This window comes from Candidatus Magnetaquiglobus chichijimensis, assembly GCF_045865675.1.
Classification (GTDB): Bacteria; Pseudomonadota; Magnetococcia; order Magnetococcales; family Magnetaquicoccaceae; genus Magnetaquiglobus; species Magnetaquiglobus chichijimensis.
Window position 1 is genome coordinate 876,222 of record NZ_BAAFGK010000004.1, and the last position, 22,110, is coordinate 898,331.

General features: G+C 64.9%; 22 protein-coding genes. 7 read left to right on the forward strand and 15 right to left on the reverse strand.

The features are described 5' to 3' along the window. Nucleotide 1 precedes the first annotated feature (1 nt). The 14 genes from ACOY6C_RS07975 to ACOY6C_RS08040 all read right to left on the reverse strand — a co-directional run bounded on the left by ACOY6C_RS07975 (nt 2) and on the right by ACOY6C_RS08040 (nt 13,255). Nucleotides 2-1,882 (reverse strand): PSP1 domain-containing protein, encoded by a 1,881-nt coding sequence (locus tag ACOY6C_RS07975; protein ID WP_420904947.1) that lies wholly within the window; start codon nt 1,880-1,882, stop codon nt 2-4. A 1-nt stretch (nt 1,883) separates the two neighbouring features. Further along, nucleotides 1,884-2,858: a DNA polymerase III subunit delta' gene (holB, locus tag ACOY6C_RS07980; protein WP_420904948.1), complete on the reverse strand. Its 975-nt coding sequence runs from the start codon at nt 2,856-2,858 to the stop codon at nt 1,884-1,886. Nucleotides 2,859-3,113: 255 nt separating this feature from the next. Continuing rightward, the gene (gene tmk, locus ACOY6C_RS07985) at nt 3,114-3,860 is read right to left on the reverse strand and encodes a dTMP kinase (protein ID WP_420904949.1); all 747 of its coding nucleotides are present in this window, start codon (nt 3,858-3,860) and stop codon (nt 3,114-3,116) included. Next, the gene (mltG, locus tag ACOY6C_RS07990; protein WP_420904950.1) at nt 3,847-4,878 is read right to left on the reverse strand and encodes an endolytic transglycosylase MltG; all 1,032 of its coding nucleotides are present in this window, start codon (nt 4,876-4,878) and stop codon (nt 3,847-3,849) included. Before mltG ends, tmk begins: the two co-directional genes overlap by 14 nt. Continuing rightward, nucleotides 4,875-6,119, reverse strand: a complete 1,245-nt coding sequence (gene fabF / locus ACOY6C_RS07995; protein ID WP_420904951.1) for a beta-ketoacyl-ACP synthase II — start codon at nt 6,117-6,119, stop codon at nt 4,875-4,877. The genes mltG and fabF overlap by 4 nt, the downstream gene beginning before the upstream one ends. Nucleotides 6,120-6,348: 229 nt before the next feature. Then, entirely contained in the window at nt 6,349-6,585 is a 237-nt protein-coding gene (locus ACOY6C_RS08000; protein WP_420904952.1) for an acyl carrier protein, read from the reverse strand. 89 nt (nt 6,586-6,674) lie between these two features. Further along, entirely contained in the window at nt 6,675-7,412 is a 738-nt protein-coding gene (fabG, locus tag ACOY6C_RS08005; protein WP_420904953.1) for a 3-oxoacyl-[acyl-carrier-protein] reductase, read from the reverse strand. Nucleotides 7,413-7,591: 179 nt separating this feature from the next. Beyond that, nucleotides 7,592-8,959: a heme-copper oxidase family protein gene (locus ACOY6C_RS08010; protein WP_420904954.1), complete on the reverse strand. Its 1,368-nt coding sequence runs from the start codon at nt 8,957-8,959 to the stop codon at nt 7,592-7,594. 123 nt (nt 8,960-9,082) lie between these two features. Next, nucleotides 9,083-9,682, reverse strand: coding sequence for a hypothetical protein (locus ACOY6C_RS08015; protein ID WP_420904955.1), 600 nt, complete (start codon nt 9,680-9,682; stop codon nt 9,083-9,085). Next, the gene (locus tag ACOY6C_RS08020) at nt 9,679-9,978 is read right to left on the reverse strand and encodes a hypothetical protein (RefSeq protein ID WP_420904956.1); all 300 of its coding nucleotides are present in this window, start codon (nt 9,976-9,978) and stop codon (nt 9,679-9,681) included. The genes ACOY6C_RS08015 and ACOY6C_RS08020 overlap by 4 nt, the downstream gene beginning before the upstream one ends. Continuing rightward, nucleotides 9,979-10,329 (reverse strand): ATP synthase subunit C, encoded by a 351-nt coding sequence (locus ACOY6C_RS08025; RefSeq protein ID WP_420904957.1) that lies wholly within the window; start codon nt 10,327-10,329, stop codon nt 9,979-9,981. Nucleotides 10,330-10,369: 40 nt separating this feature from the next. After that, a complete protein-coding gene (locus ACOY6C_RS08030; RefSeq protein ID WP_420904958.1) occupies nt 10,370-12,187 on the reverse strand; it encodes a V-type ATP synthase subunit I in 1,818 nt (605 codons plus the stop codon). Further along, a complete protein-coding gene (locus ACOY6C_RS08035; RefSeq protein WP_420904959.1) occupies nt 12,184-12,888 on the reverse strand; it encodes a hypothetical protein in 705 nt (234 codons plus the stop codon). The genes ACOY6C_RS08030 and ACOY6C_RS08035 overlap by 4 nt, the downstream gene beginning before the upstream one ends. Nucleotides 12,889-12,892: 4 nt before the next feature. Continuing rightward, nucleotides 12,893-13,255 carry a hypothetical protein gene (locus ACOY6C_RS08040; protein ID WP_420904960.1) on the reverse strand — a complete coding sequence of 121 codons (363 nt, stop codon included), beginning with the start codon at nt 13,253-13,255 and terminating at the stop codon, nt 12,893-12,895. Nucleotides 13,256-13,554: 299 nt separating this feature from the next. Between ACOY6C_RS08040 and ACOY6C_RS08045 the strand changes: the two genes are divergently transcribed. Then, complete coding sequence (locus tag ACOY6C_RS08045; protein ID WP_420904961.1) at nt 13,555-15,378, forward strand: oxygen-binding di-iron domain-containing protein; 1,824 nt, start codon at nt 13,555-13,557, stop codon at nt 15,376-15,378. Between the two features lie 7 nt (nt 15,379-15,385). On the opposite strand, the gene ACOY6C_RS08050 is transcribed toward ACOY6C_RS08045, so the two are convergent. Beyond that, a complete protein-coding gene (locus ACOY6C_RS08050; RefSeq protein ID WP_420904962.1) occupies nt 15,386-15,811 on the reverse strand; it encodes a ubiquinol-cytochrome C chaperone family protein in 426 nt (141 codons plus the stop codon). A 144-nt stretch (nt 15,812-15,955) separates the two neighbouring features. On the opposite strand from ACOY6C_RS08050, the gene ACOY6C_RS08055 reads away from it, so the two are divergent. The 6 genes from ACOY6C_RS08055 to ACOY6C_RS08080 all read left to right on the forward strand — a co-directional run bounded on the left by ACOY6C_RS08055 (nt 15,956) and on the right by ACOY6C_RS08080 (nt 22,083). Continuing rightward, nucleotides 15,956-16,870 (forward strand): outer membrane protein assembly factor BamE, encoded by a 915-nt coding sequence (locus tag ACOY6C_RS08055; RefSeq protein WP_420904963.1) that lies wholly within the window; start codon nt 15,956-15,958, stop codon nt 16,868-16,870. Continuing rightward, nucleotides 16,867-17,571 carry an MTAP family purine nucleoside phosphorylase gene (locus ACOY6C_RS08060; protein ID WP_420904964.1) on the forward strand — a complete coding sequence of 235 codons (705 nt, stop codon included), beginning with the start codon at nt 16,867-16,869 and terminating at the stop codon, nt 17,569-17,571. The genes ACOY6C_RS08055 and ACOY6C_RS08060 overlap by 4 nt, the downstream gene beginning before the upstream one ends. Further along, on the forward strand, nt 17,568-18,833 hold the full coding sequence (locus ACOY6C_RS08065; RefSeq protein WP_420904965.1) for an amidohydrolase family protein: 1,266 nt from the start codon (nt 17,568-17,570) through the stop codon (nt 18,831-18,833). Before ACOY6C_RS08060 ends, ACOY6C_RS08065 begins: the two co-directional genes overlap by 4 nt. Continuing rightward, nucleotides 18,830-19,966 carry a CHAT domain-containing protein gene (locus ACOY6C_RS08070; RefSeq protein ID WP_420904966.1) on the forward strand — a complete coding sequence of 379 codons (1,137 nt, stop codon included), beginning with the start codon at nt 18,830-18,832 and terminating at the stop codon, nt 19,964-19,966. Before ACOY6C_RS08065 ends, ACOY6C_RS08070 begins: the two co-directional genes overlap by 4 nt. A gap of 93 nt (nt 19,967-20,059) precedes the next feature. After that, complete coding sequence (locus tag ACOY6C_RS08075) at nt 20,060-21,280, forward strand: 6-phosphofructokinase (RefSeq protein WP_420904967.1); 1,221 nt, start codon at nt 20,060-20,062, stop codon at nt 21,278-21,280. A gap of 104 nt (nt 21,281-21,384) precedes the next feature. Continuing rightward, complete coding sequence (locus ACOY6C_RS08080; protein ID WP_420904968.1) at nt 21,385-22,083, forward strand: hypothetical protein; 699 nt, start codon at nt 21,385-21,387, stop codon at nt 22,081-22,083. Nucleotides 22,084-22,110: the final 27 nt, after the last annotated feature.

A 22,110-nucleotide genomic window follows, 5' to 3' on the forward strand; every position in this document is an offset into this window, starting at 1 on the left:
CTCAAGACTCCCCGCCGGTCGCTGGTGAGGCCGCGCCGTCCGATCCACTTCCCTCGCGTCGCACGCCGGGTCCCCGCCGCCGGCGGCGCCGACGCCGGGCCGGCCTGCCCGGCTCGGCCTGGGTGGACTCCTCCTCTCCGGCCTCATCGCCGCCATCCTCGCCCCACCTGGCCGACCCTCCGGCATCGCCGCCATCCTCGCCCCCCCTGGTGGCCGACCCTCCAACCGCGCCGCCATCCTCGCCCCCCCTGGCCGACCCTCCGACCGCGCCGCCATCCTCGCCCCCCCTGGCCGACCCTCCGACCGCGCCGCCCGAAACCACCGGCTCCCCGATCGCGCCGTTCTCCGCCATTTCGGAACCAACCTGGGATCCGGCTTCGCCTCCGACACCGCTCCCCTTCCCACCGCGCCGCCGGCGTCGGGAAGGACGCTTGCGCCCCCCTTCCCCGATCTCCCCGGTCTCCCCGGTCTCCGTCGTCGCTTCGACCACCGGACGTGTCACCACCTCCACCTCAGCCACCTCGACGGGACGTTTCCGCACCCGTGACCGTTCCATCGGCCTCTCGGCGCTCCTGTTCTCCGCGCGCTCGCCCCGCTTCTCGCCAGACTGACCCGCTCCATCCCGTATCGCGCCACCGGATGCCGACCCGTTCGCACGGATCTCGCCCCGGTTTCCGGACTCCTGACGCGGACAACGCATCGGCACGCCCCGCTTGCCGCGCGACAAACCGGTGGACGGCACCGGAGCGCGCGACGTCTCATCCTCCGCCGTCGCGTCTCCTCCCTCATCGGCATCCGGATTCACCGTGCCGACATACTCTCCGGCCAGTTTATCCAGGTCCATGGTCTCGATCACACCTTCGCCAAACCAAATCTCCACCCGGTTGACCAGCGGGAACAGTCCGCGCACCACCCCCTCCCGGCCATCCTTGAGGGTCACCTTGGATTTGAGTTTGGGGAGATTCTTGCGCAGCGCGAGATAGACATCGTTCTCATAGGCCAGACAGCACATCAACCGGCCACACACCCCGGAGATCCCCTCCGGGGTGAGCGACAGATCCTGATTCTTGGCCATGCGCACCGAAACCGGATGAAACCGGGTCAGAAACTGACCGCAGCAGAGCATCTTGCCGCACGGACCCAGCCCGCACAACAGCTTGCTCTCGTCGCGCACCCCCACATGGCGCATCTCGACCCGCACGCGCAAATCGGCGGACAACAGCCGCACCAGATCGCGAAAGTCGATGCGCTCCTCGGAGGTGAAATGGATGATCGCCTTGTTCCCACCCAGGGGATAGACCACCTTGGAGAGTTTCATCGGCAGTTTCAACTCGCGAATCCGCTCGCGACAGATGCGTTGCGCCTTGAGTTCCTGTTCGGCGCGCCCGTCGAGAAATCGCAGATCCTTGTCGTTGAGCCGCCGCACCACGCGCCGGATCGGACCGGGATAGGGTTCGGAAGGCAACTCGAAGATGTGACGAATGGTGGCCACCACCTCGCCGTCGGCCACCTGCACCAACAACCGATCCCCCACCGACACCGCGCCGGGATCGCAGGCCACCCGATAGACCATGCAGGAGTCGGGAATCGTGATCCCAAGCAGTTTTCGACCCGCCGGCGCCACCACCGGCACCGGAATCTTCATGATCGGCGGCGCGTAAGGTTCCTCATCCGCGTCCAACGCCTCCAGATCCTCCGGACCGAAACCCGGCGCCGTCTCCCCGTCCTCGCCGGATACGTCCGAATCGTCCCCAAAAGCCACGGACAAGTCGTCCCTCCAGCCCAGGGACAACGCCCCGCCCCTCTCCTCCGGTCCCGGCGACTCCAGATTCACCCCCCCCGCCGGATCGTCCGACCCCCTATCCCGCCATGCGCCACTCATGTCAAAACGCCACTCCTCGCATCCGCGCCAGGCGGATGAAAATCGACTCCAGGGTCAAACGCGGGTTCAGATTGATCGTCCGGCAATCACGCAACAGGCTCGTGACCGCGGAGACGGTCTCCAGCCATCGCTCGACCTCCCCGGCCCGACCGTCCGCCACCTCCTGGTGGATCCGTTCCGCGCACCAGGTTTCCAACAACTCGGGCACCAGGGCAAACCGTTCCGATTCGCTCCAGACGCGCGCCGACTCGATCAGGTCCGCCAGGGAGCGTCCGCCCAGGGCGTCCAGATCGCAAAACAGACGTTGACGCCCCTCCAGCATCCCGGCATCGCACCAGCGCAGCGCCACCCCGACACTCCCTCCCGCCAGTCCGATCGCCGCCTGCCGCGCACCCGGATCGCTCTCCGGAGCGAGTCGTTCCAACAACCGCGTCAGACTCGCGTCGTCCAGAAACGCAAAGCGCTCCTTGAGACACCGCGAACGGATCGTCGGCAACAAGGCGCCAGGACGCTCGGTGACCAGAATCAACAACGATCCGGACGGTGGTTCTTCCAGGGTTTTCAACAACGCGTTGGCCGCGGCCTCGTTCATCCAGGCGGCATCGTCGATGATGGCGGCTTTCCAGGCCGCCTCCAGCGGGGTGAAGGCGATGAAACGGGTCAGATCGCGCACCTGGTCCACCGAAATGCGCGATTTGTTCTCCTCGACCTCGAGGATACGCAGATCCGGATGGTGTCCTTCGGCACACTTGCGACAGGTCAGGCACCGACCGCAACCCGAAACACCCGACGTCTCCCGGATCGGCGTGGGACAGAAAAGGCTCTGGATCCAGGCCAGCGCCAAGGTGCGCTTGCCGACCCCGCCGGGACCATGGAACAGCCACGCATGGCCGGGACGCCCCATTTCCAATGCGTGCCGCAAGCGGGCCACGATGGCGTCATGACCCACGATGGTGGAGAAAACCGATTCGGTCATGATACAACCCAAAGTTCGTGACAAGGCATACGACCAGTCGCGACTGGCCTGCCGCCTCTGGCAGCCTGTTTTTTGGCCCCTGTACGCGGGATCGTTTGGCCGAAATCGCAGAACGATCCCGCGCACAGGGCAACGCGCGGCATTTTTCTTCGCAAGAATCGCTTTTTTGCAGATCTCGCCAAGAAAACAAAACCTCGGAGTCGCTGCCTCCGAATCTCCGCCGGCAACCTTCGGCCCCCGGTCCGCCGTAACGGTTTACGACATCACCACCGCCCGCCACACCGCCTCGGCCACCACCGCCTTGTCCGCATGCGCATCCACCACCCGCCACCGCTCCGGATCCGCACCCGCCATGGCCAGAAACCCAGCCCGAACCCGTCGATGAAACCCTGAACTCTCCCGCTCGAACCGGTTCGCACCCAACGCCCGCCCCAATCCCACCTCGGGATCGACATCCAACAAAATCACCCGGTCCGGCTCCAGCCCCTCCTGCACGAACCGATGCACCTCCCCCATCCACGCCAGATCCAAGCCGCGTCCATACCCCTGATAGGCCACCGTGCTGCCGGAAAACCGGTCGCACAACACCCAGGACCCCCGCGCCAGGGCCGGTCGGATCACCGCGCGCAGATGCTCGATGCGCGCCGCCAACATCAACAACCACTCAGCCCGCGGATCGAACGCCCCAGGCCCACCCCCCACGACCAGCTCACGAATCCGCTCGGCCATCTGACACCCGCCCGGCTCGCGCGTGGTCACCACCTCAACCCCCAACCCCCGCAACCTTCCGGCAACACCCGCCATCTGACTCGACTTGCCCGCTCCCTCGCCCCCCTCGAAGGTCACGAACCGGCTTGACCGGCGAAGATCGCCCGGGTCTGGATCCTCCCTCGGAAGTTCCACGGCAACACCACCCGCCACCCTCGGAAGATCCACACCACCCGCCCCCCTCGGAAGAGCCACGGCAATACCACCCGCCGGATCACCCTCAAGGCTGCTCATGAGGCTCCCTGGATCGAACCTCCCCGCGCCCACCGCGCTGATAACGGTTCACCTTGGCCCGATGCTCGGCATAGGTCTTGGAAAAATGATGCCCACCATCCCCGGTGGCTACAAAGAACAGCTCCTCGGTCGCCTCCGGATGGAGCGCGGCATGGATCGATGCCGCGCCGGGATTGCAGATCGGCGTCGGCGGCAAACCATGAATCACATAGGTGTTGTAGGGGGTCGGCGTGGCCAGATCCTTGCGGGTCAGATCGCCATCGAAATCAGGCAGGCCATAAATGACCGTGGGGTCGCTCTCCAAACGCATGTGACGACGCAACCGGTTGTGAAACACCCCGGAAATGCGTCCACGCTCCTCGGCCCGACCCGTCTCCTTTTCGATGATCGAAGCCAGGGTCAATGCCTCGAGCGGCGTCAGATTCACCTCCGGCGCACGCGCGGACCACTCCCGTTCGAGCACCTTTTTGGTCATGCGCACCATGCGGGTCAACACCTCTTCGATGGTGTCCCCCCGCACGTACTGGTAGGTCTCGGGAAACAGCCACCCCTCCAGGGAGGGAGCGTTCACCCCGAAACGACGCACGAAAGCGGTCTCGCGCACCCGCTGTTCGGCATCCGTCCAGCCGAGTTTGCGCAAGCGCGCGGCAATCTCCTCGACCGTCACCCCCTCGGGAAAGGAGAATCGATGACGCACCACGTCGCCATGTTCCATGCGGATCAACAACGACGCCGGAGACTCCCCGGCGTCGATCTGATACTCGCCGGCATGCAAACGGATCGGTCCCGGACGATGCATGCGCATCAACAAACCGAACCACACCGCGGATCCCACCACCCCCTGGGACTCCAGATGCAACGCGATCCGTTTCGGTCCCCACCCCTTGTCGATCATCACCCGCCTGGTCACAGGGGATGGGGTGTTGAGAAAATCGACGAAAGCGTAAGCGACCGCTCCCAACACAATCAGCCCCCCCAGCAACGCAATGGAGGCGATATGCAGAATCCACCGTTTCAATGAAACCGCTTCATGAGCAGGGTGGCGTTGGTGCCGCCGAATCCGAACGAGTTCGACATGGCATATTCGATCACCTTGTCGCGCGCCGTGTTGGGAATGTAGTCGAGATCACACTCCGGATCCGGATCGGTGAGGTTGATGGTCGGAGGGAGCACGCCATTCTTCAACGCCAACGCGGTGAAGATCGCCTCGACCCCGCCGGCGGCTCCGAGCAGATGACCGGTCATCGACTTGGTGGAGGAGATCATCACCTTGCGGGCATTCGCCTCGCCCAGGGCCAGCTTGACCGCCAGGGTCTCCATGTGATCGCCGATCGGCGTGGAGGTGCCGTGGGCGTTGATGTAGCCGATGCGCTCGGGATCGACCCGCGCATCGCGCATGGCGGCGGTCATGCACCGGGCCGCGCCCGAACCGTCCGGCTGCGGCGCGGTGATGTGATAGGCATCGCCGGACATACCGTAACCGACCATCTCGGCGTAAATCGTGGCGCCGCGCGCCTGGGCGGAATCCAGGGTCTCGAGCACCACCACGCCCGCACCCTCGGCCATCACGAAGCCGTCACGCCCGCGATCCCAGGGACGCGAAGCCCCGGTCGGGTCGTCGTTGCGGCTGGTCAATGCCTTGGCCGCGGCGAAACCACCCACCGCCAGCTCGCAGATCGCCGCCTCGGCCCCGCCGGCCAGCATCACATCCGCTTCGCCACGCTGGATGAGGCGCATCGCATCGCCGATGGCATGGGCGCCCGTGGCGCAGGCGGTCACCACCGAATGGTTCGGACCCTGCATGCCGTAACGGATCGCCACATGGCCGGAGATCAGGTTGATCAGGGACATGGGGATGAAAAAGGGGGAGATGCGCCTGGGACCGCGCTCCTTGAGGATGAAGGCCTGATTCTGAATGGCGGTCAGACCGCCGATGCCGGAACCGATGATCACCCCGATGCGCGTGGCATTCTCCTCGGTGACCGTCAGCCCGCAATCCTCCCAGGCCAGTTTGGCGGCGGCCACGCCGAAGTGCATGAAGAGATCCATCTTCTTCACGTCTTTCTTGTCCACCCACTGCTCGGGATCGAAGCCACGGCACTCGCCGGCGATCCGACAGGCATACTCCGTGGGATCGAAATGGGTGATGGGACCGATGCCGGAACGACCTTCGGTCAATCCTTGCCAAACCGGAGCAACCCCGATTCCCAATGGGGACACCAATCCGATACCGGTCATGACCACGCGACGCTCAGACACAGCTCGCTCTCTCCTTAAGCGCGATGGACGGTTGGCACCGAAGCGCAAAGATCAGCCCGAACCCGCTCGGACTTGAGCCGTCAGGGTTCGATACGCATCCATGCCTGGCGCGCCAACCGAATTCGTGAAAAAAACCTGCCCGATGGGGATCCCCCCATGCGTGGAACTCCAGCTCGGGAGTGCCACGCATGGGCGCGATCCACCGGATCAATCAAACCAGGCGCGACGATCAACCCTGATTCTTTTCGATGAAGTCGATCGCCTGCTGGACCGTGACGATCTTTTCAGCTGCGTCATCGGGAATCTCGCAACCGAACTCCTCCTCCAGGGCCATCACCAGCTCGACGGTATCCAGGGAGTCGGCGCCCAGGTCATCGACAAAGTTGGCCTCCTCGGTGACCTGGCTGGCATCGACGCCCAGCTGTTCGACGACGATCTTCTTGACCCGTTCGGCAATGTTGCTCATGTTTGCATTTCCTTATTGATGGATGACAAAACCTGCCCAGTTGAAACCCAAGCCCCCACGCCCGCCGTGATCGAATCCGCGGCGAGGCTTCAGGCCATGTGAAGACCTCCGTTGACGTGGATGGTCTCGCCCGTGATGTACCCGGAACGTTCGGCGGCCAAAAACGCCACCGCGTTGGCCACGTCTTCGGCCTCGCCCATGGTACCCAGGGGAATTCGGGAAAGAATAGCCTCTCTCGCTTTCGGATTCAACGCATCGGTCATCGCGGTACGGATGAATCCTGGCGCGACGCAGTTGACGGTGATGTTGCGGGAGGCGGTTTCGAGCGCGACGCTCTTGGAAAAGCCGATCAGGGCCGCCTTGGAAGCCACGTAGTTGGCCTGTCCCGGGTTGCCGGTGACGCCAACCACGGAAGCGATGTTGACGATGCGTCCGTAGCGGGCCTTCATCATGGGTTTGAGCACCATGCGCGTCATATGGAAGACGCTGGTCAGATTCACCTCGAGCACCCGGTCCCAATCCTTGGGCGACATGCGCACCAACAGTCCGTCGCGGGTGATGCCGGCGTTGTTCACCAGGATGTCGATGCGTCCGAACTTCTCCTGAGTCAGTTTAAGCGACTCCTCCAGACACGGCGAGGAGGTCACATCGGCTTCGAATGCCTCGGACTCGGGGGAGATGGCGCGCACCTCCTCGAGGGCCTCGAGAAGCCGTATCGATTCGTTGCTGATCAGAACGAGCCGGGCTCCGAGTTGGGCCAGGCGCACGGCGATGACCCGCCCGATACCGCTGCTCGATCCGGTGACAATGGCGACACGATCCTGCATATCGACTACCCGCGTTCAAATGAATGGATGATGGGGGGGGAGACCCCACCCGAGGAGCTCCCTCGCGGGAATTCCTCGGTTGATGACCGATGGATGCATCCGCACAGATTACCAGAAGTCAGACATGGAGAGCAACGATTTGCAAGAGACAAAACATCCCGATCGTTGCAATCCGTGCTTCAGGCCCGGTTTTCCGCCCGTTTTCGCAGCGCCCGCCAACAAATAACGATGAACAGAATGCCGCCGATCACCGCGATGGCGCCACCGGCGCCGGTCACCCCCATGGCGATCTTCTTGGCGAGGGTGTCCAGACCCTGGGCCTCGCCGGCGGTCTTGCGCTGGATCCCGAGGATGCCGGACCAGGCCAGACCGAATACGTGCAGCATCGATCCACCGGCATAGAGCCAGAGTTGCCAGAGCGTCAACCGAACCGGAGGCGCCGCGAACCCCAGACGCGGCAGCAGCAGATAGCCCAACCCCATGTAGGCCACGGTCACCGAGACGATCGAACCATGATAGTGGGAGGGGATGGTGACGTTGACCCCTTTGATCATGTAACCGATTCCGCCACCCAGACCAAACAGCGCCAACGACAGGATCAGGGCCAGGCGCAACGGTCGGGCATGGGGATCCGTGGAGACGCTGTTCCGCCAGGCCAGAAAGGCGGCGAGTCCGGCTGGCAGGGCGGCGACGCCATTGCCGTATTTCATCAGATCGGCAAAGCCCACCTGAAATGCGGCCTCGCCGGGCAGGTAACGAGCGTGCAGCACCGGCGCGACCAGCACCGGGAGCGCCCCCAACAGAAACAGGAACGCCGCGACCCTCGGAGTCAGCGAATGGGTTCCGCCTCCGGCGGTGGCCAGCCACAGCCAGGCCACGATCACCAGTTGGGTATGGGTGAATTGCAGGACGTGTCCGCCGCCCCAGAAAAGAGCCTCGTAGTAGAGCAGACCATCCAGCCCCTTGTTGAGAACCAGATAGCTCCACGACCAGAAGATCAGGGATGCCACCAGAATCAACAGGCCGGTCTGCACGCCGAACCGAAGCGCCCCGGCGCCGCTCGACCACCCTTCCGAGGGACGGGGGGTGAGCAGGGCATGCAGGGCCATCACCCCGACGCCGACCAGAAACAGGATCAGACCGAGAAAGAAGGCGCCGTTCTCGAGCACCGGCACATAGTTGTTCATGAAGGGGGCATCGACCCCCAGAAACGGCGCGAAGGTGATCAACAGCGCGCCGATGGACGAAACCCCCAATGCCGCCAGACCGATCCGTCCGCTCCCCTGGCGCAGGTTGAGGCTCGCCAGCAGGCCGGCAACGGAGAGAAACCACACCAGAACCGACAGATCGACATGCACCACCAGCGCGGTCTTGAAGGAGCCGGTCCAGGGGATCAGATCATGGATCATCGGCATGCGGGCGATCAGAATCAGGATCACCACCAGCCCGGCGCCGATCAGCGAGTAGAGCGACAGACAGAACCAGCCCACCGCCAGACGTCGCGCGGAGCCTTCGGGCATGGGCAGGGAGAATTCGTTTTCAGACATGCATCACCTCTTTCGTGTCGCCAATCAAAACAAGCAGGACCATCCTCCCGCGATCGGGTCGGATCGTATCACCCCGATGGGGAGACGCACCACCCCGCGCGCTGTCCCGATCCATCGCAATCGTCACGGCTGACGCATCAGCGCCAACAGTCGCGCCTCGATCCCCTGGCCATCGGCGAGCACGCCCGCCAGGCTCGCATCGAACCAGGCGCCCCGGCAACCGATCCGGATACCGGCCACAAGCGTCGGATCGCTTCGTTCCACCACCTCGATCACCCCTCCCGCCCGGATCCGCGCCCGCAGAAACGCCAGATCCTCCAGAGGGAGTGCCGCGGGCCGGACGATCTCCCACGTACCGCCCGGCAGCGACGTCAACGCCTGATCGACACCGCTTCCAAGCCAGGCGCGCCGACCCTCCTCATCCCGCCAGCGGGCCAGCAGCGCCGCCTCCAACAGACGTCGCTCCTGCTCCAGGGCGCGTTGGGTCAGCCGCATCTCGTGGTTGCGTCGCTCGATCTCGGCGCGCACCCGCGCGCCGTGCAACGCCTGTTCCCGCAGTCGCCGCTCCTGGGCGACCATCTCCTTGACCCGCGCCCGCGCCTTGCGGTGCGCCTCGGCGATCAGACGGGCCGCCTCGACGCGCGCCTGATCCAGAATCCGCTCCCGCTCCTCCACCCGTCGGGACTCCACGAAGTCCAGCATCTGGTTCAAGGTGTGCTTCATGAGACCATTCCCAAACGCGACCGCACCAGCCGTTCCAGATCCGGAGGATGCCACCGTCCAGTCGCATCCGGCACCACCAGGGTCAGAGGACGCACGGAGGCCGAGAACCGTTCCATAAGCTCGGGGGTCAACTCCCCAGCGCGGGAGGCAGAGAGAAGCACCAGCTCCCAATCGCCGGCCAGGGCCTCCTCCACCGCGCGGGTCACCTCGCCCGGCCCGACATCGCGCACGCGAACGCCGGTCAGACGCCAGGCGGCGGCATCGACCTCATCCCCGATGAAGAGCGGCGCGGGCATTCAACCCAGACGATTCAGGATCAGGATCGAGACGATCAGACCGTAGATGGCGATCCCCTCGGCCAGTCCCACCAGGATCAGCATGCGGCCCATCAACTCCGGCTTCTCGGTGATGGCGCCGATGGCGGCAGCGCCGACGTTGGCCACCGCATAGCCGGCGGACAGGGCGGAAATCCCGGTGGCCAGGGCCGCGGCCAGATAGCCCATGCCCGGATCCAGCGACCCGCCCGAGGCTCCCGCCGCGGGAGCGCCGGCGACGGCTGGTGCGATGAAAAGAACCAGGCTGGCCCCAACGGCCAGAATGGCGGTGAAGAGAGTCAGGGCGATGGCGATCTTGGCGCGTGGCGACATGGCCGTTCCTTCCGCAAAAGAATCAAAATTAAGAGCACGGTCAATCCGGTGGTGGCAGGGGTCGAAACGGTCGCCCGCCGCCGGTCAGGAACCGGACAAAAAACTCGAACAGGATCAAGCGGGTGGTCTGCACCGACACCACCAGCCCCTCCAGGGCCAGGATCAGGCCATTGCCCAACAGCAGCACCATCCCGCCGGCCACCCCGCCGCCGGCCAGATCGGCCAGGGTCACCACCGCCTGGGAGAGGCCGGCATGGGCCAGAGCGAAGGCGCCGACCCTGGCAAAAGAGAAGGTGTTGACCCCGAGTTGCAGCACGGTTTCGAGCAGATGGGCCAGCCGTCCCGGCAGCCGGGCCGGAGCGTCCAGGCCGTTGCCGACCACGAAAAGCCCCAAGCCCAGCAAAGCCAGATCGTACCCGATCGGCGTGAAAAAGGCGAGCAGCGCTCCCAGATAAATCAACACCACCCCGCCCTCGTGACGCCACCAGGCCGGGCCGTGACCGCTCCAGTGGGCGTTCAGGGCGGAAAAGGCCACGCCGGTGAGGATCAACCCGACCCCAAAGGTCAGGGGCGCGGCCAGCACCGCCAGGGGGTGGGCGGTGGGATGGAGCCAGAGGGGCGGCAGGATCGCCTCGGAACTGAACAGGGAACCAAACAAAAAACCGAAAAAAATCGCGGCAGCCCCACCGCCGATCAACAGCCAGGCCGCCTCGAGACGTTTGCGCAACGCCATGCCGACACCGAGCAGCACCGCCCCCTGACCGACATCGCCGAACATGTATCCGAACAGCAGCGGCGCCACCACGGCCAGAAGCCGGCTCGGATCCACCTCGTCGCGGCCCGGCATGCCGAGCAGCCGGGGAAAGAGTTCGAACGGCCTGGCCCACCAGGGGTTGACCAGGGTGAGGGGCGGATCGCCCGGCCCGTCATCGGCGAGGGAGGCCAATCCCCGCACCCCGGCCCGGCGCAGATGCCCGTTCACCTCGGCGGCCCCGATGCCCGGCGCCACCCACCCCTCGAAGCGGTGCAGGGTCTGCCCGGCTCCCACGGTGCGCGCGGCCTGGAAATACCACTTCAGATGGCGCACCGCCTGAATCCACGCGGCGACCCGATGGCGCGCGCCGATGGCCAGGAGACGATCCTGGATCTCACGAATCCAGGCCGAGGTGATTTGCAGCCGTCTGGCGGCCTTGTCGGCCACCTCCGGTCCGGTGCCGCTTGCCCACTCCGGCAACGTCATCGAACGGCCATGCAGCGCCGCCACCTGCTCGGACAGGGCGGCCAACGGCTGCTCGCGCCCCACGGCCAGCAGAAACACGCACCGCTCCCCATGCAGCAGGCGGGTCAGCAGGCCGGGAACCCCCACGAGTGGCGGGGCGTCCAGGGGGAGGGCATGGATCACGCCGCGCACCCCGACCGATCCGGCCCAATCCCGTCCGAACGGCTCCAGTCGCAACCCGCCGCTTCCCAGCGCCCCGGCCAGATCCCGCACAAGCAGCCACTCGGCCTCGCGGGCCCGTTGTTCGTGTTCGAGTTGAATCAGCGGTTCGGCTTCGGCGCCCCACGCCTCGAGCGCCGCCAGGGCCCCGTCGAGCCATTGCAACGGCGCGGCGTGGGGAATCGGCGGGATTTCCGCCTCTCCGAGCGCCTCGGGCCAGCCGAGCCGGAAACGCTCGACCAGACCATCGAACCGCTTGAGTCGTTCCAGGATCTCCGGGGTAAGCACCGGTCGGACATCCCCGGTCACGGCCTCGGGTTCGAACGGCACCGCGCGCGCCAGGGTCTCCAGTCCCAGGGGCAGGTCGTCGTCCACGGCCAGAAGCCGCAACCAGCGCGCCGCTCTGGGACGGGCGATCACGCCGCCTCCGCGTGAACGAACAAAGCGCGCCGGCACAACGCGCCACGCAACCGCAGCAACTCCAGGGCGGCAAGCCCCAAATGGATGAACACCGCGCCCGGTCGCAACGCCTGCTTGCGAAACTGCCGCTCCAGCAGGACGCGCGGCTGGGCTCCGATCCAATCGGTGCTTCCGGCGGGCTCGCCCGCGCCCAGCGTGGCGACCACCTGACGGGCCAATCGGGTCAGCGCGGACCAGGTTCGTTCATCCGCTCCCCCATCCGGCCAGTGATCCCGCCACGCTTCGATCCACCACGCGAAGGGATCCGTCACGTCGGCGGGCATCTCCAACCGTTCCAACCCCTCGAGCCGGGCAAACCAGGCGTGATCCGGACCCGAACGTCGCGCCCGCCAGGCCGCCACCTCCAGATCCGGCAACACCGCCCACCAGCGCACCGCATCCCGCCACGCCTCGGGGGTCCAGCCGGCGACCCGCTCCACATGTCGGATCCAGGCCAGTCGCATCCGCTCCTCCAGATGGTGGACATCCCCCCTGGGATCCACCCCCTCCAGCCAGGTGACCAGAGAGGTTTCACGGGCGCGCGCCAGAAAAGCCTCGAGCGAGACCACCCCGACCAGACGGTTCCATTGCGCCGCGGTCAACCGCTCGCCGTGCCGGGCCTGCAACCGGGCCTGAAGTCGCGCGAAACCGGGATCGCTCATCGGATCAACGCTCCGCCCCGCCGGTCAGCAGAGCCGCCAGCCGTCGCGCCGCCACGCCGGACTCGGCCCAAACCAAAGGATCGGGGGCGTCCCCCCCCTCCTCCTTGAAGAGCGCCGCGCGACGATGATGGCGTTGCAGGGCGTCGAGCTGACGACGCAGGGCCCTGGCGCGCTCCTTTTGAATGGTCGCCATGCGTCGGTCCGCGCGCGCCTCAATCGAGGCCGCCACCCGACGCGCCTCCAACAACAGCGCCTCGGCCTCCCGACGGCTCTCGGCCACGCTCAGAAAGGCATCCCGATCGGCCTCCAGCGCACGATTCATCGCCTCCTCGAGCCATCGGTCGGGGGATGTGTCATCACGATTCACGGTTGCTCACCATGCTTTAATGTTGGCGAATTGGTTGAATGCCCGGAAATTCCGTGCCGATCAAACGAAAGCCTCTCATCCTGATCCGATCCCTCCGCGCCCGTCCACCCCGACATTCCGGTCCCGACTGCCACCATGATAGCAAAAACCGACCTTTCCACCAATCGATTCCAACACCGGCGCATGGAATCTTCCGTGCATCGGACTTGACGAATGAAGTATAACGGAGGATATATATTTGCGGACCTTGCCGATTTCGCACGATCGACCTTTCTCCCCCTTGAAGGACGAGCAGACCCGTGACCACCGCCAACCCCAACCTGGATCCCCTCACCCTCGAAGCCCCCGATCATCCGGTCCGGATCGCCGAATCGGTCTGGTGGGTCGGCTCGCTGATGGGGGACGACTCCTTCCAGTGTCATGTCTATCTGATCGTCCACGGCGACCACTCGGTGCTCATCGATCCGGGTTCGGTGCTGCTGTTTCCCATCGTGCTGGAGAAAATCCAGAAGATCATCCCCTTCCACCAGATCCGCTACTTCGTCTGTCAACACCAGGACCCGGACATCGCCGGGGTGCTGCCGATCATCGACCGCATGCCCGACCGTCACCCCCAGGCCACGGTGGTGAGCCACTGGCGCATCAACGCCCTCCTGAAACACTACGCCCTGCGCATGCCCATGCTCTGCATCGAGGAGAACGGCTGGCAACTCGATCTGGACGGCAGAATCCTGAAATTCATCTTCACCCCCTATCTGCACTCGCCGGGCGCCTTCTGCACCTTCGAGGAGTCCACGGGCATCCTTTTTTCCAGCGACCTGTTCGGCGGCTTCACCGAAACCCTGCATCTGTTCGCCCAGGACGAACGGGTGATGGAAGGAATCCGCTTTTTTCATGAGCACTACATGCCCAGCCGGGAGATTCTGCTGCACGGTCTGTTCAAGCTCGAAAGCCTCCCCTTGCGGCTCATCGCCCCCCAGCACGGCAGCATCATCCCGAAACGGCTGATCCCGTTCGTCTTCACCCGCTTGAAGGAGATCGACTGCGGCCTGTATCTGATCACCCACAGCTGCTCGAACGTGCAACGCCTGGTGATGCTCAACGACCTGCTGCGCAAATCCATGGAACGGATGGTGATGAGCCGGGATTTCTCCGAAGTGGTCAACACCCTTCTGCATTCGGCCATGCCGCTGCTGCCGGTCAAGACCCTGCGTTTCCATGGCCTGCTCCACGACCAGACCATCCGCTTCGGGCCCGAGACCCACTATCGCGGCGCGATGGCGCAACCGCCGGCGGCCCTGCGCGAGCGCCTCGGCATTCCGCTCGAGGCGTGGCGCCAGCCGGATGGCTCCCTGCTCTTTTCTGTTTCAGGCTCCCCCTGCGCGGAGGAGGCGACCGATCCGGAGGTGGTGCAAACGCTGATTCTTCCCCTCTTCGCGCCGGGCAAGCCGAACGTCGATGGGGTGGCCACCCTGGGGTTGACCGAAACGATCACCCTGGATCCCGAAACCCGCTCCATCCTCGAACAGCTCGGACTGCCGCTGGGGGTGGCGCTGGAACGGGAAATCATCTTCCACTCCCTCAACAAGGAGCGCGAGAAGTTCTATCAGATCTCCACCCGCGATCAACTGACCGGCCTGTATACCCGTTTTTACATGCGCGACGCCGTGGCCCGGCTCTGCGATCTGCACGATCGCGGCCATCAGTCCGGATTGGCCCTGGCCGCCTTCGACATCGACCACTTCAAACGGGTCAACGACACCTTCGGCCACCCCGAGGGGGACGTGGTGCTCAAAATGGTGGCCGGGGTACTGCTGGAGAGCGTGCGCATCGAGGATGTGCCGGTGCGCCTGGGAGGCGAGGAGTTCGTGATCTTTCTGATCGCCGCGGATCTGGAGGGGGTGACAAAAATCACCGAACGGATTCTGGAAAAGGTGCGCGCCCTGACCTTCACCGGCGCCATGGCCGGTGAAAAGGTGACCATCAGCTGCGGCCTGGCCTTCCGCGACAAACACGAAACGTTGGACGCGTTCATGCAGCGCGCCGACCTGGCCCTCTATGCCGCCAAACGCGGCGGACGCAACCGGGTCTGCCTGGCCGACGGCAAGCCCGGCGAGGCGTGAAACACGCTCACACGCCCGCCACGAAGGCCGCCACCCCCTCGATCAGCCCGGTCACCCGCGGGTCGTCCGGATCCGCGCCGTTCAACACGTTGCGCGCCACCGCCTGACGCAATGCCGCCCCGTCGCCCGCGTCCCAGGCGGCCAGAAAGGCATCGCGCCGTCCCGTGGCCTGACGCACCAGTTTTTTCATGCGCCGCGCCATGCTCAGATCGGTCACCCCGCGCTGGCGCAGACTCTCCTCCAACCCTTCGAAGGTCATATCCCACAACGCCTGGGCCACCTCGTTCTCGCCACGATGATGCAGCCGATGCACCACCCCGGCCACGAGCAGGATCATCACGTCGAAACGCAACGGGAAATCATCCGTCACCCCGAGCCGGTCTCCGGCGCTCCAACCCAACGCCTCCGTCACCATCCGATCGTGCAGAGCCATGATCCGGCTCCTGGAAGCACGTCCGATCCGATTTTTCTCCCGATTCCGCCACAACCACCACATGGAAACTTGGCTCCCGCCTCCCGCCGAGGGTATCATGAAACGAACCGGTAACCACCGACCCCCTCAAGACCCGGAAAGATCATGAACAAAACCTCACATCGCATGCCATTGGCCTGGACGCGCGCACTCATCGTGGCCCTTGCCCTGGCGGGCTGTCAAGCACAGATCCACGAAAGCGGCGTCATTCTCGACGAGGACGCCCTGCACCGCATCCACGCGGGCAGCACCACCCGCGCCCAGGTGCTCGAACTCCTCGGACCGCCCACCCTGGTCAACCCCTACCGCGGCAACCGCTGGCTGTATGTCCAGGATCGCAAATTCAAGAACATGCAGCGCACCTTCGCACGGGTCGCCAACCGGGTCGAAATCACCTTCGACCGCTCCGGCGTGGTCCAGGATGTCCGGAAAAACTTCTCCGACAAGCCCTGGGATCCCACCACCCTCCCGGAAGCCGACAGCGACAAGGGTTGGATGCACTGGCTCTGGGACACCCAGTATGCCCATCCGGCGGTCAACCCGAACGGACCGGCCCCAGCCGATGCCTCCTCACCGGGCAAACCCTCCGCTGGAGACGCCGACTCGTCCCCCTCCTCAGCCGACGAGAAAAAGCCGTGGTGGAAATTCTGGTCGCGCGGCGAAAAAACCACCCTGACCTCGCCGCCCGCGCCCTCCCTCGACGATCACCCACCGCTCCACGACGGGGATGGCGCCCTGCCCGGCTTCCTCGCCCCCTCGGAGCGTCTGCACGCCCCCCTGCGGGATCCGCTCGCCCGCGAGCCCGGCCCGGCGAACGGGATGGAAGAACACCCGGATCCGCTCCTGTCGGGACAGGATGCACTGCACAAGGAGGCGGAAGCAGGACTCCAGGAGAAGCGTTCGCCCGAGAACGATGCCAAGGAACCCTGGTGGAAATTCTGGTCGAGCGATCCCAAACCCTCTGCCCCGCCCGAGCAGACCCCCAACAAACTCCAGGGTTCGGGACTCATCAAGGAATGACCATCGCGCTCATCGGTGGAACCAGCCTTCTGGAATCGCGCCGTTTCCAGGACGCGGCACCACGCCGGATCCAAACCCCCTACGGCGCAGTCACGCTGCTCGAACAGGATGGCCTGCTGTTTCTGCAACGCCACGGCCTGGGCACCTATCTGCCCCCCCATCTGATCAACCATCGCGCCAACCTCTCCGCGCTGCATCTGGCCGGGGTCAAAAAGATCCTGGCCATCAGCTCGGTCGGCAGCCTGCGCCGGGAGATCCCGCCGGGAACCTTCCTGGTCCCGAACGACTTCCTCGCCCCGTGGGTCAACCTCTCCCTGTTCGAGGATGCCCGCGGCCATCAGACCCCCGGTTTCGACGCCGCCTGGCGGCAGCGTCTTCTGAATGTCTGGGGCCAGACCGATCTGCCCAAACCCCACGACGGCGGGGTCTACTGGCAAACACGGGGGCCCCGTTTCGAAACCCCGGCGGAAATCCGCATGTTCCAATCCCATGCCCACGTCGTCGGCATGACCGTGGCCTCGGAGTGCATCCTGGCCGCAGACCTGAAAATCCCCTACGCCGCCCTGTGCGTGGTCGATAACCTGGCCAACGGCCTGGATGACTCCCCCATCACCTTCTCGGCCTTCAAGGAGCAGGTCAAGGCCAACGAGGCCACGCTGCTGCTCATTCTGGAAACCCTCCTGCTCTCGCTCGCGCCATGAACCTCTTCATTCGTGATGCCCGCCTGCCGGATCACCCGGATCCGGTCCACATCGCCATCCAGGATGGTCGCATCCTGGCCATCGGTCCGGAGATCACCCCGGCCACGCCCGAAATCCCCATCCTGGATGCCGGCGGTCTGGCCGCGACCCCCGGCCTGGTCAACGGCCACACCCACGCCTCGATGACCCTGTTCCGGGGGTTCGGCGACGACATGCCCCTGATGCAATGGTTGCAAACCCGCATCTGGCCCGCCGAGGCCCGACTCGACGAGGAGGATGTCTACTGGGGGGCGCGGCTGGCCTGTCTGGAGATGATCCGCTCCGGAACCGTGGCCTTCGAGGATATGTACTGGCACTTCCACGGCATGGCGCGGGCGGTCGAAGACAGCGGCCTCAAGGCGGGGGTGGGCGCGGTGATGATCGACGTGGCCGGCCCCGAACAGGGAGAAGCCTGCCGCCGGCTGGCGGAAACCACCTTCGAGGAGTCGGGCCGCTACTCGGATCGGGTCCGCTTCACCCTCACCCCGCACGCCATCTACACGGTCAGCCCGGAGAGCCTGCGCTGGACCGCCGATTTTTCCGCGCGTCACGATCTGCCGGTCCACATCCATCTCTCCGAAACCGGACACGAGGTCGAGACCTGCCTGAAACATCACGGCGTGCGACCGGCATTCCATCTGGATCGCCAGGGACTGCTCACCCCGCGGGTGATCCTGGCCCACGGCGTCTGGCTGGATGATGACGAACTCGATCTGATCGCCCGACGAGGCGCGACCCTGGTCACCAATCCGGTCTCCAACATGAAACTCGCCGTGGGCGGGGTCTTCCCCTTCGCCCGCGCCCAGGCGCGCGGCATTCCCATCGCCCTGGGCACCGATGGCGCAGCCTCGAACAACACCCTCGATCTGTTCCAGGAGATGAAATTCCTCGCCCTGATCCAAAAACACGCCCAGCACGACCCCACCGCCCTGCCCGCCCACCAGGTGTGGGAGGTGGCGACCGGCGCCAAAGCCCCGCTGGTGGGCCAGACCGGTCAACTCACCGTCGGCGCGCCGGCGGATCTGCTGCTGTTGCGCCACCACGAGCCGGAGATGACCCCGGAACACGATCTGATCTCCAATCTGGTCTACTCGGCCACCGGACATGTGGTGGATACCATGATCGTCGCTGGCCGGATCCTGATGCGAAACCGCGTCGTGCCGGACGAGGCGGAGATCCGACGCGAGGCGCGCGAACGGGCCAGACGGGTGTGTACGCCGTGAACGTCACGGTCGAACTCAAAATCAAACGCGGCGAGGGAATCCATGTCACCCGCATTGCCATCGCCGGCCAACCGGTCGGCGAGGATCGCGCCGTCTCCGACGACGAACTGGCCACCTTGCGGCTGGTGGTGGATGGGGTCCGCCAACTCCTGAGCCATCCCGGCCCGCCCGGCATGGCCGAAGATGCCACGCGCGCGATCGGCATCGAACTGTTCCATACCTGGCTCTCCCCGGTCTGGGAACGGATCCTCCCGGCCCTGCCACCCGCCGGCCAAACCACCAACCTGGCCATCGTCAGCGACACACTCGAAATCCTGCTTCTCCCCTGGGAATCGCTGCTGCCGCCGGAACGCGATCCCCTGGGACTGGACATGGCCTTCGCCATCCAACGCCGCGTCCTGGGTCTGCCACCCGCAAACCGCTGCCGCGCCCTCTCCCCCGGTCCGCTGCGACTGCTCTTCCAGGCCAGCGCCCCGGATGGATTCCCCATCGCCACCACCACCCAGGCTCGGGATGCCTTCGCAGCCTGCCTGCCGGACAACTCCCAACCCGATGCCCCGCGCACCGACCTCCGGGTGGTCGAAAACGGCACCTGGGACGCGCTCCGCCAGGAGATCGATTCCCATCAACCCCACGCGATCCACCTCTCCGGACCTGCCCTGATCCGAGGCACCCAGGGATTCTTCGGCTTCGAGGAGCCGGAAGACCGCCTGGTCGATGCCCGCACCGCACGGGAGATCGCCCACGAACTGCTGCGTTTCTCCGGGGCCGGAATCCTGATCGTCTCCGGACGCGAACAGGGCAAATCCCCGCCCCTGGCCGCCACCGGAGCGCTCTGTCAGGGGCTGATCGCCTCCGGCGAGTTCCCCATGGCCCTCGCCTGGCCGGAAACCCTGGAGAACGACGCGGCACGGCTGTTTTTCGGCACGCTGCACACCGCGCTCGCCCAAGGCGAACGGGTCGATGCCGCACTCACCCGCGCCCGACGCGCCCTTCTGCCCCTGACCGCCACCTCGGGCCGTCCCGACTGGTTGCTGCCGACCCTGTACGCACGCGGCGAACAACCCCACCTGTTCCATGGCGCATTCCAGCTCTCCCATCGCACAAAATGGTTGCATGACGCGCCGGAATGACCAATAGTATCCACAGACATGAAGACCGGTCACGGCTTCATGAGGTGAGCATCATCGACATTCATCAAGTCCATTATCTAGGAAGGATCAGGCATGAAACCCGGTAAAGTTCTGGTCGCGCAAGGCGGTGGTCCCACGGCGGTCATCAATCAATCCCTGGTGGGCGCGGTCCTCGAAGCCCGCAAATTCCCGAGGGTGGAACGGGTCTACGGCGCCCTGCACGGCGTGCGCGGCATCATCAACGAGGATTTCCTGGACCTGACCCAAGAGACCACCCACAACCTCGAACGGGTCGCCGACACCCCCGGTTCCGCCCTCGGCTCCACCCGCGACAAACCGGACGAAAAATACTGCGCCGAAATCCTCAAGGTGCTCATGGCCCACAACATCCGCTGCTTCTTCTACATCGGCGGCAACGACTCCTCCGACACCCTGCGCATCGTCGAAGACTTCGCCAGGAAGGCCCAGTACGATCTGATCACCATCCACATCCCCAAGACCATCGACAACGATCTGATGGTCAACGACCATACCCCCGGCTTCCCCTCGGCGGCACGCTTCGTGGCCAGCGCCTTTGCCGGCATCAACCTCGACAACCGCGCCCTGCCCGGCGTCTATGTCGGGGTGGTCATGGGCCGGCACGCCGGATTCCTGACCGCCGCCTCGGCCCTGGGCCGCAAGTGTCGCGATGATGGTCCGCATCTGATCTACCTGCCGGAACGCAACTTCGAGATCGGACAGTTCCTCTCCGAGGTCAAATCGATCTACGACAAACTGGGACGCTGCGTCATCGCCGTTTCCGAGGGGATCCACGACGCCGAGGGAACCCCGATCCTCTCCTCCATGCTGGCCCGCACCTTGGAAAAAGATGCCCACGGCAACGTCCAACTCTCCGGAACCGGCGCCCTGGCCGATCTGCTCACCAACGCCATCCGGGATAATCTGGGCATCAAACGGGTGCGCGGCGACACCTTCGGCTATCTGCAACGATCGTTTCTGGGCGTGGTGTCGGATGTCGATCAACGCGAGGCGCGCGAGGTCGGTGAAAAGGCCTGCCAGTTCGCCCTGTGGAACAACGCCTGCGGCACCGTGACCCTGCACCGCGTCGGACACTACGCCGTGGAGTATCGCCTGGATCCGATGATCTCGGTGGCGGGAAAAACCCGCATCATGCCCGACGCCTTCATCACCCCCCAGGGCACAGACGTGACCGATGCCTTCAAGTTCTATCTCACCCCTCTGTTGGGATCCGGCATGCCCGATGCCTTCCGGTTGCGCGCCCCGCGCGTGCCGAGGATCCTGCCGGGAAGTTGATGGACGGAACGGAAACGATGGTGGGGCTGTTTGCCCGGGGAGTGGATGGGCTGAAGGGATGGGAACGATGGGACTGTTTGACCTTTGGATGACAGGAGCCGAGCATGACCTTGCAACCCTTTGAGATCGAACAACTCGCCTCAAGTCTTCAGCCCTATTTCAACCGCTGGCTGATCGAGCGTGGTCTGGATCAATCCACCTCGATGTATGAAATGGAGATGCGCGAACGGATCGTTCGGGTGGAAGAGGAGCTTAAGCATCAACGGGAGTTGATGCAGCAGGGCTTCTTCATGATGGAAAAGCGCTTCGAGCAGGTGGACAAACAGCTGGCGCAGGTGGACAGACAGCTGGCGCAGATCGACAAGCGCTTCGAAATGATGCAGACCGAAATGGACAAGCGGTTCGAGCAGGTGGACAAACGGTTCGAGCAGGTGGACAAGCGGTTCGAGCAGGTGAACAAGCAGTTCGAGCAGGTGGACAAGCGGTTCGAGCAGGTGGACAAGCGGCTCGAGCAGGTGGACAAGCGGCTCGAGATGATACAGACCGAAATGGACAAGCGGTTCGAGCAGGTGGACAAGCGGTTCGAGCAGGTGGACAAGCGGTTCGAGCAGGTGGACAAGCGGTTCGAGCAGGTGGACAAGCGGTTCGAGATGATGCAGACCGAGATGAACCGACGCTTCGAGCAGGTGGATAAACGGTTCGAGTCGCTGACCCAGAGGATCGACCGCTTCATGATCTGGTCGTTCGGGATCAACCTGACCACGGCGGGGATCATCATCACGGTGTTGAAATTCTGGCATTGAGCGCAGCCGGATCCCCCTGGCACAACT

Coding starts and splice junctions, on each gene's coding strand:
- ACOY6C_RS08055 (WP_420904963.1), top strand. CDS start 15,956: ATGAACAAAACCTCACATCGCATGCCATTGGCCTGGACGCGCGCACTC.
- fabG (WP_420904953.1), bottom strand. CDS start 7,412: ATGCAGGATCGTGTCGCCATTGTCACCGGATCGAGCAGCGGTATCGGG.
- ACOY6C_RS08065 (WP_420904965.1), top strand. CDS start 17,568: ATGAACCTCTTCATTCGTGATGCCCGCCTGCCGGATCACCCGGATCCG.
- ACOY6C_RS08080 (WP_420904968.1), top strand. CDS start 21,385: ATGACCTTGCAACCCTTTGAGATCGAACAACTCGCCTCAAGTCTTCAG.
- ACOY6C_RS08000 (WP_420904952.1), bottom strand. CDS start 6,585: ATGAGCAACATTGCCGAACGGGTCAAGAAGATCGTCGTCGAACAGCTG.
- ACOY6C_RS08020 (WP_420904956.1), bottom strand. CDS start 9,978: ATGCCCGCGCCGCTCTTCATCGGGGATGAGGTCGATGCCGCCGCCTGG.
- ACOY6C_RS08010 (WP_420904954.1), bottom strand. CDS start 8,959: ATGTCTGAAAACGAATTCTCCCTGCCCATGCCCGAAGGCTCCGCGCGA.
- ACOY6C_RS07975 (WP_420904947.1), bottom strand. CDS start 1,882: ATGAGTGGCGCATGGCGGGATAGGGGGTCGGACGATCCGGCGGGGGGG.
- ACOY6C_RS08050 (WP_420904962.1), bottom strand. CDS start 15,811: ATGGCTCTGCACGATCGGATGGTGACGGAGGCGTTGGGTTGGAGCGCC.
- ACOY6C_RS08035 (WP_420904959.1), bottom strand. CDS start 12,888: ATGAGCGATCCCGGTTTCGCGCGACTTCAGGCCCGGTTGCAGGCCCGG.
- tmk (WP_420904949.1), bottom strand. CDS start 3,860: ATGAGCAGCCTTGAGGGTGATCCGGCGGGTGGTATTGCCGTGGCTCTT.
- ACOY6C_RS08025 (WP_420904957.1), bottom strand. CDS start 10,329: ATGTCGCCACGCGCCAAGATCGCCATCGCCCTGACTCTCTTCACCGCC.
- ACOY6C_RS08075 (WP_420904967.1), top strand. CDS start 20,060: ATGAAACCCGGTAAAGTTCTGGTCGCGCAAGGCGGTGGTCCCACGGCG.
- holB (WP_420904948.1), bottom strand. CDS start 2,858: ATGACCGAATCGGTTTTCTCCACCATCGTGGGTCATGACGCCATCGTG.
- ACOY6C_RS08060 (WP_420904964.1), top strand. CDS start 16,867: ATGACCATCGCGCTCATCGGTGGAACCAGCCTTCTGGAATCGCGCCGT.
- ACOY6C_RS08015 (WP_420904955.1), bottom strand. CDS start 9,682: ATGAAGCACACCTTGAACCAGATGCTGGACTTCGTGGAGTCCCGACGG.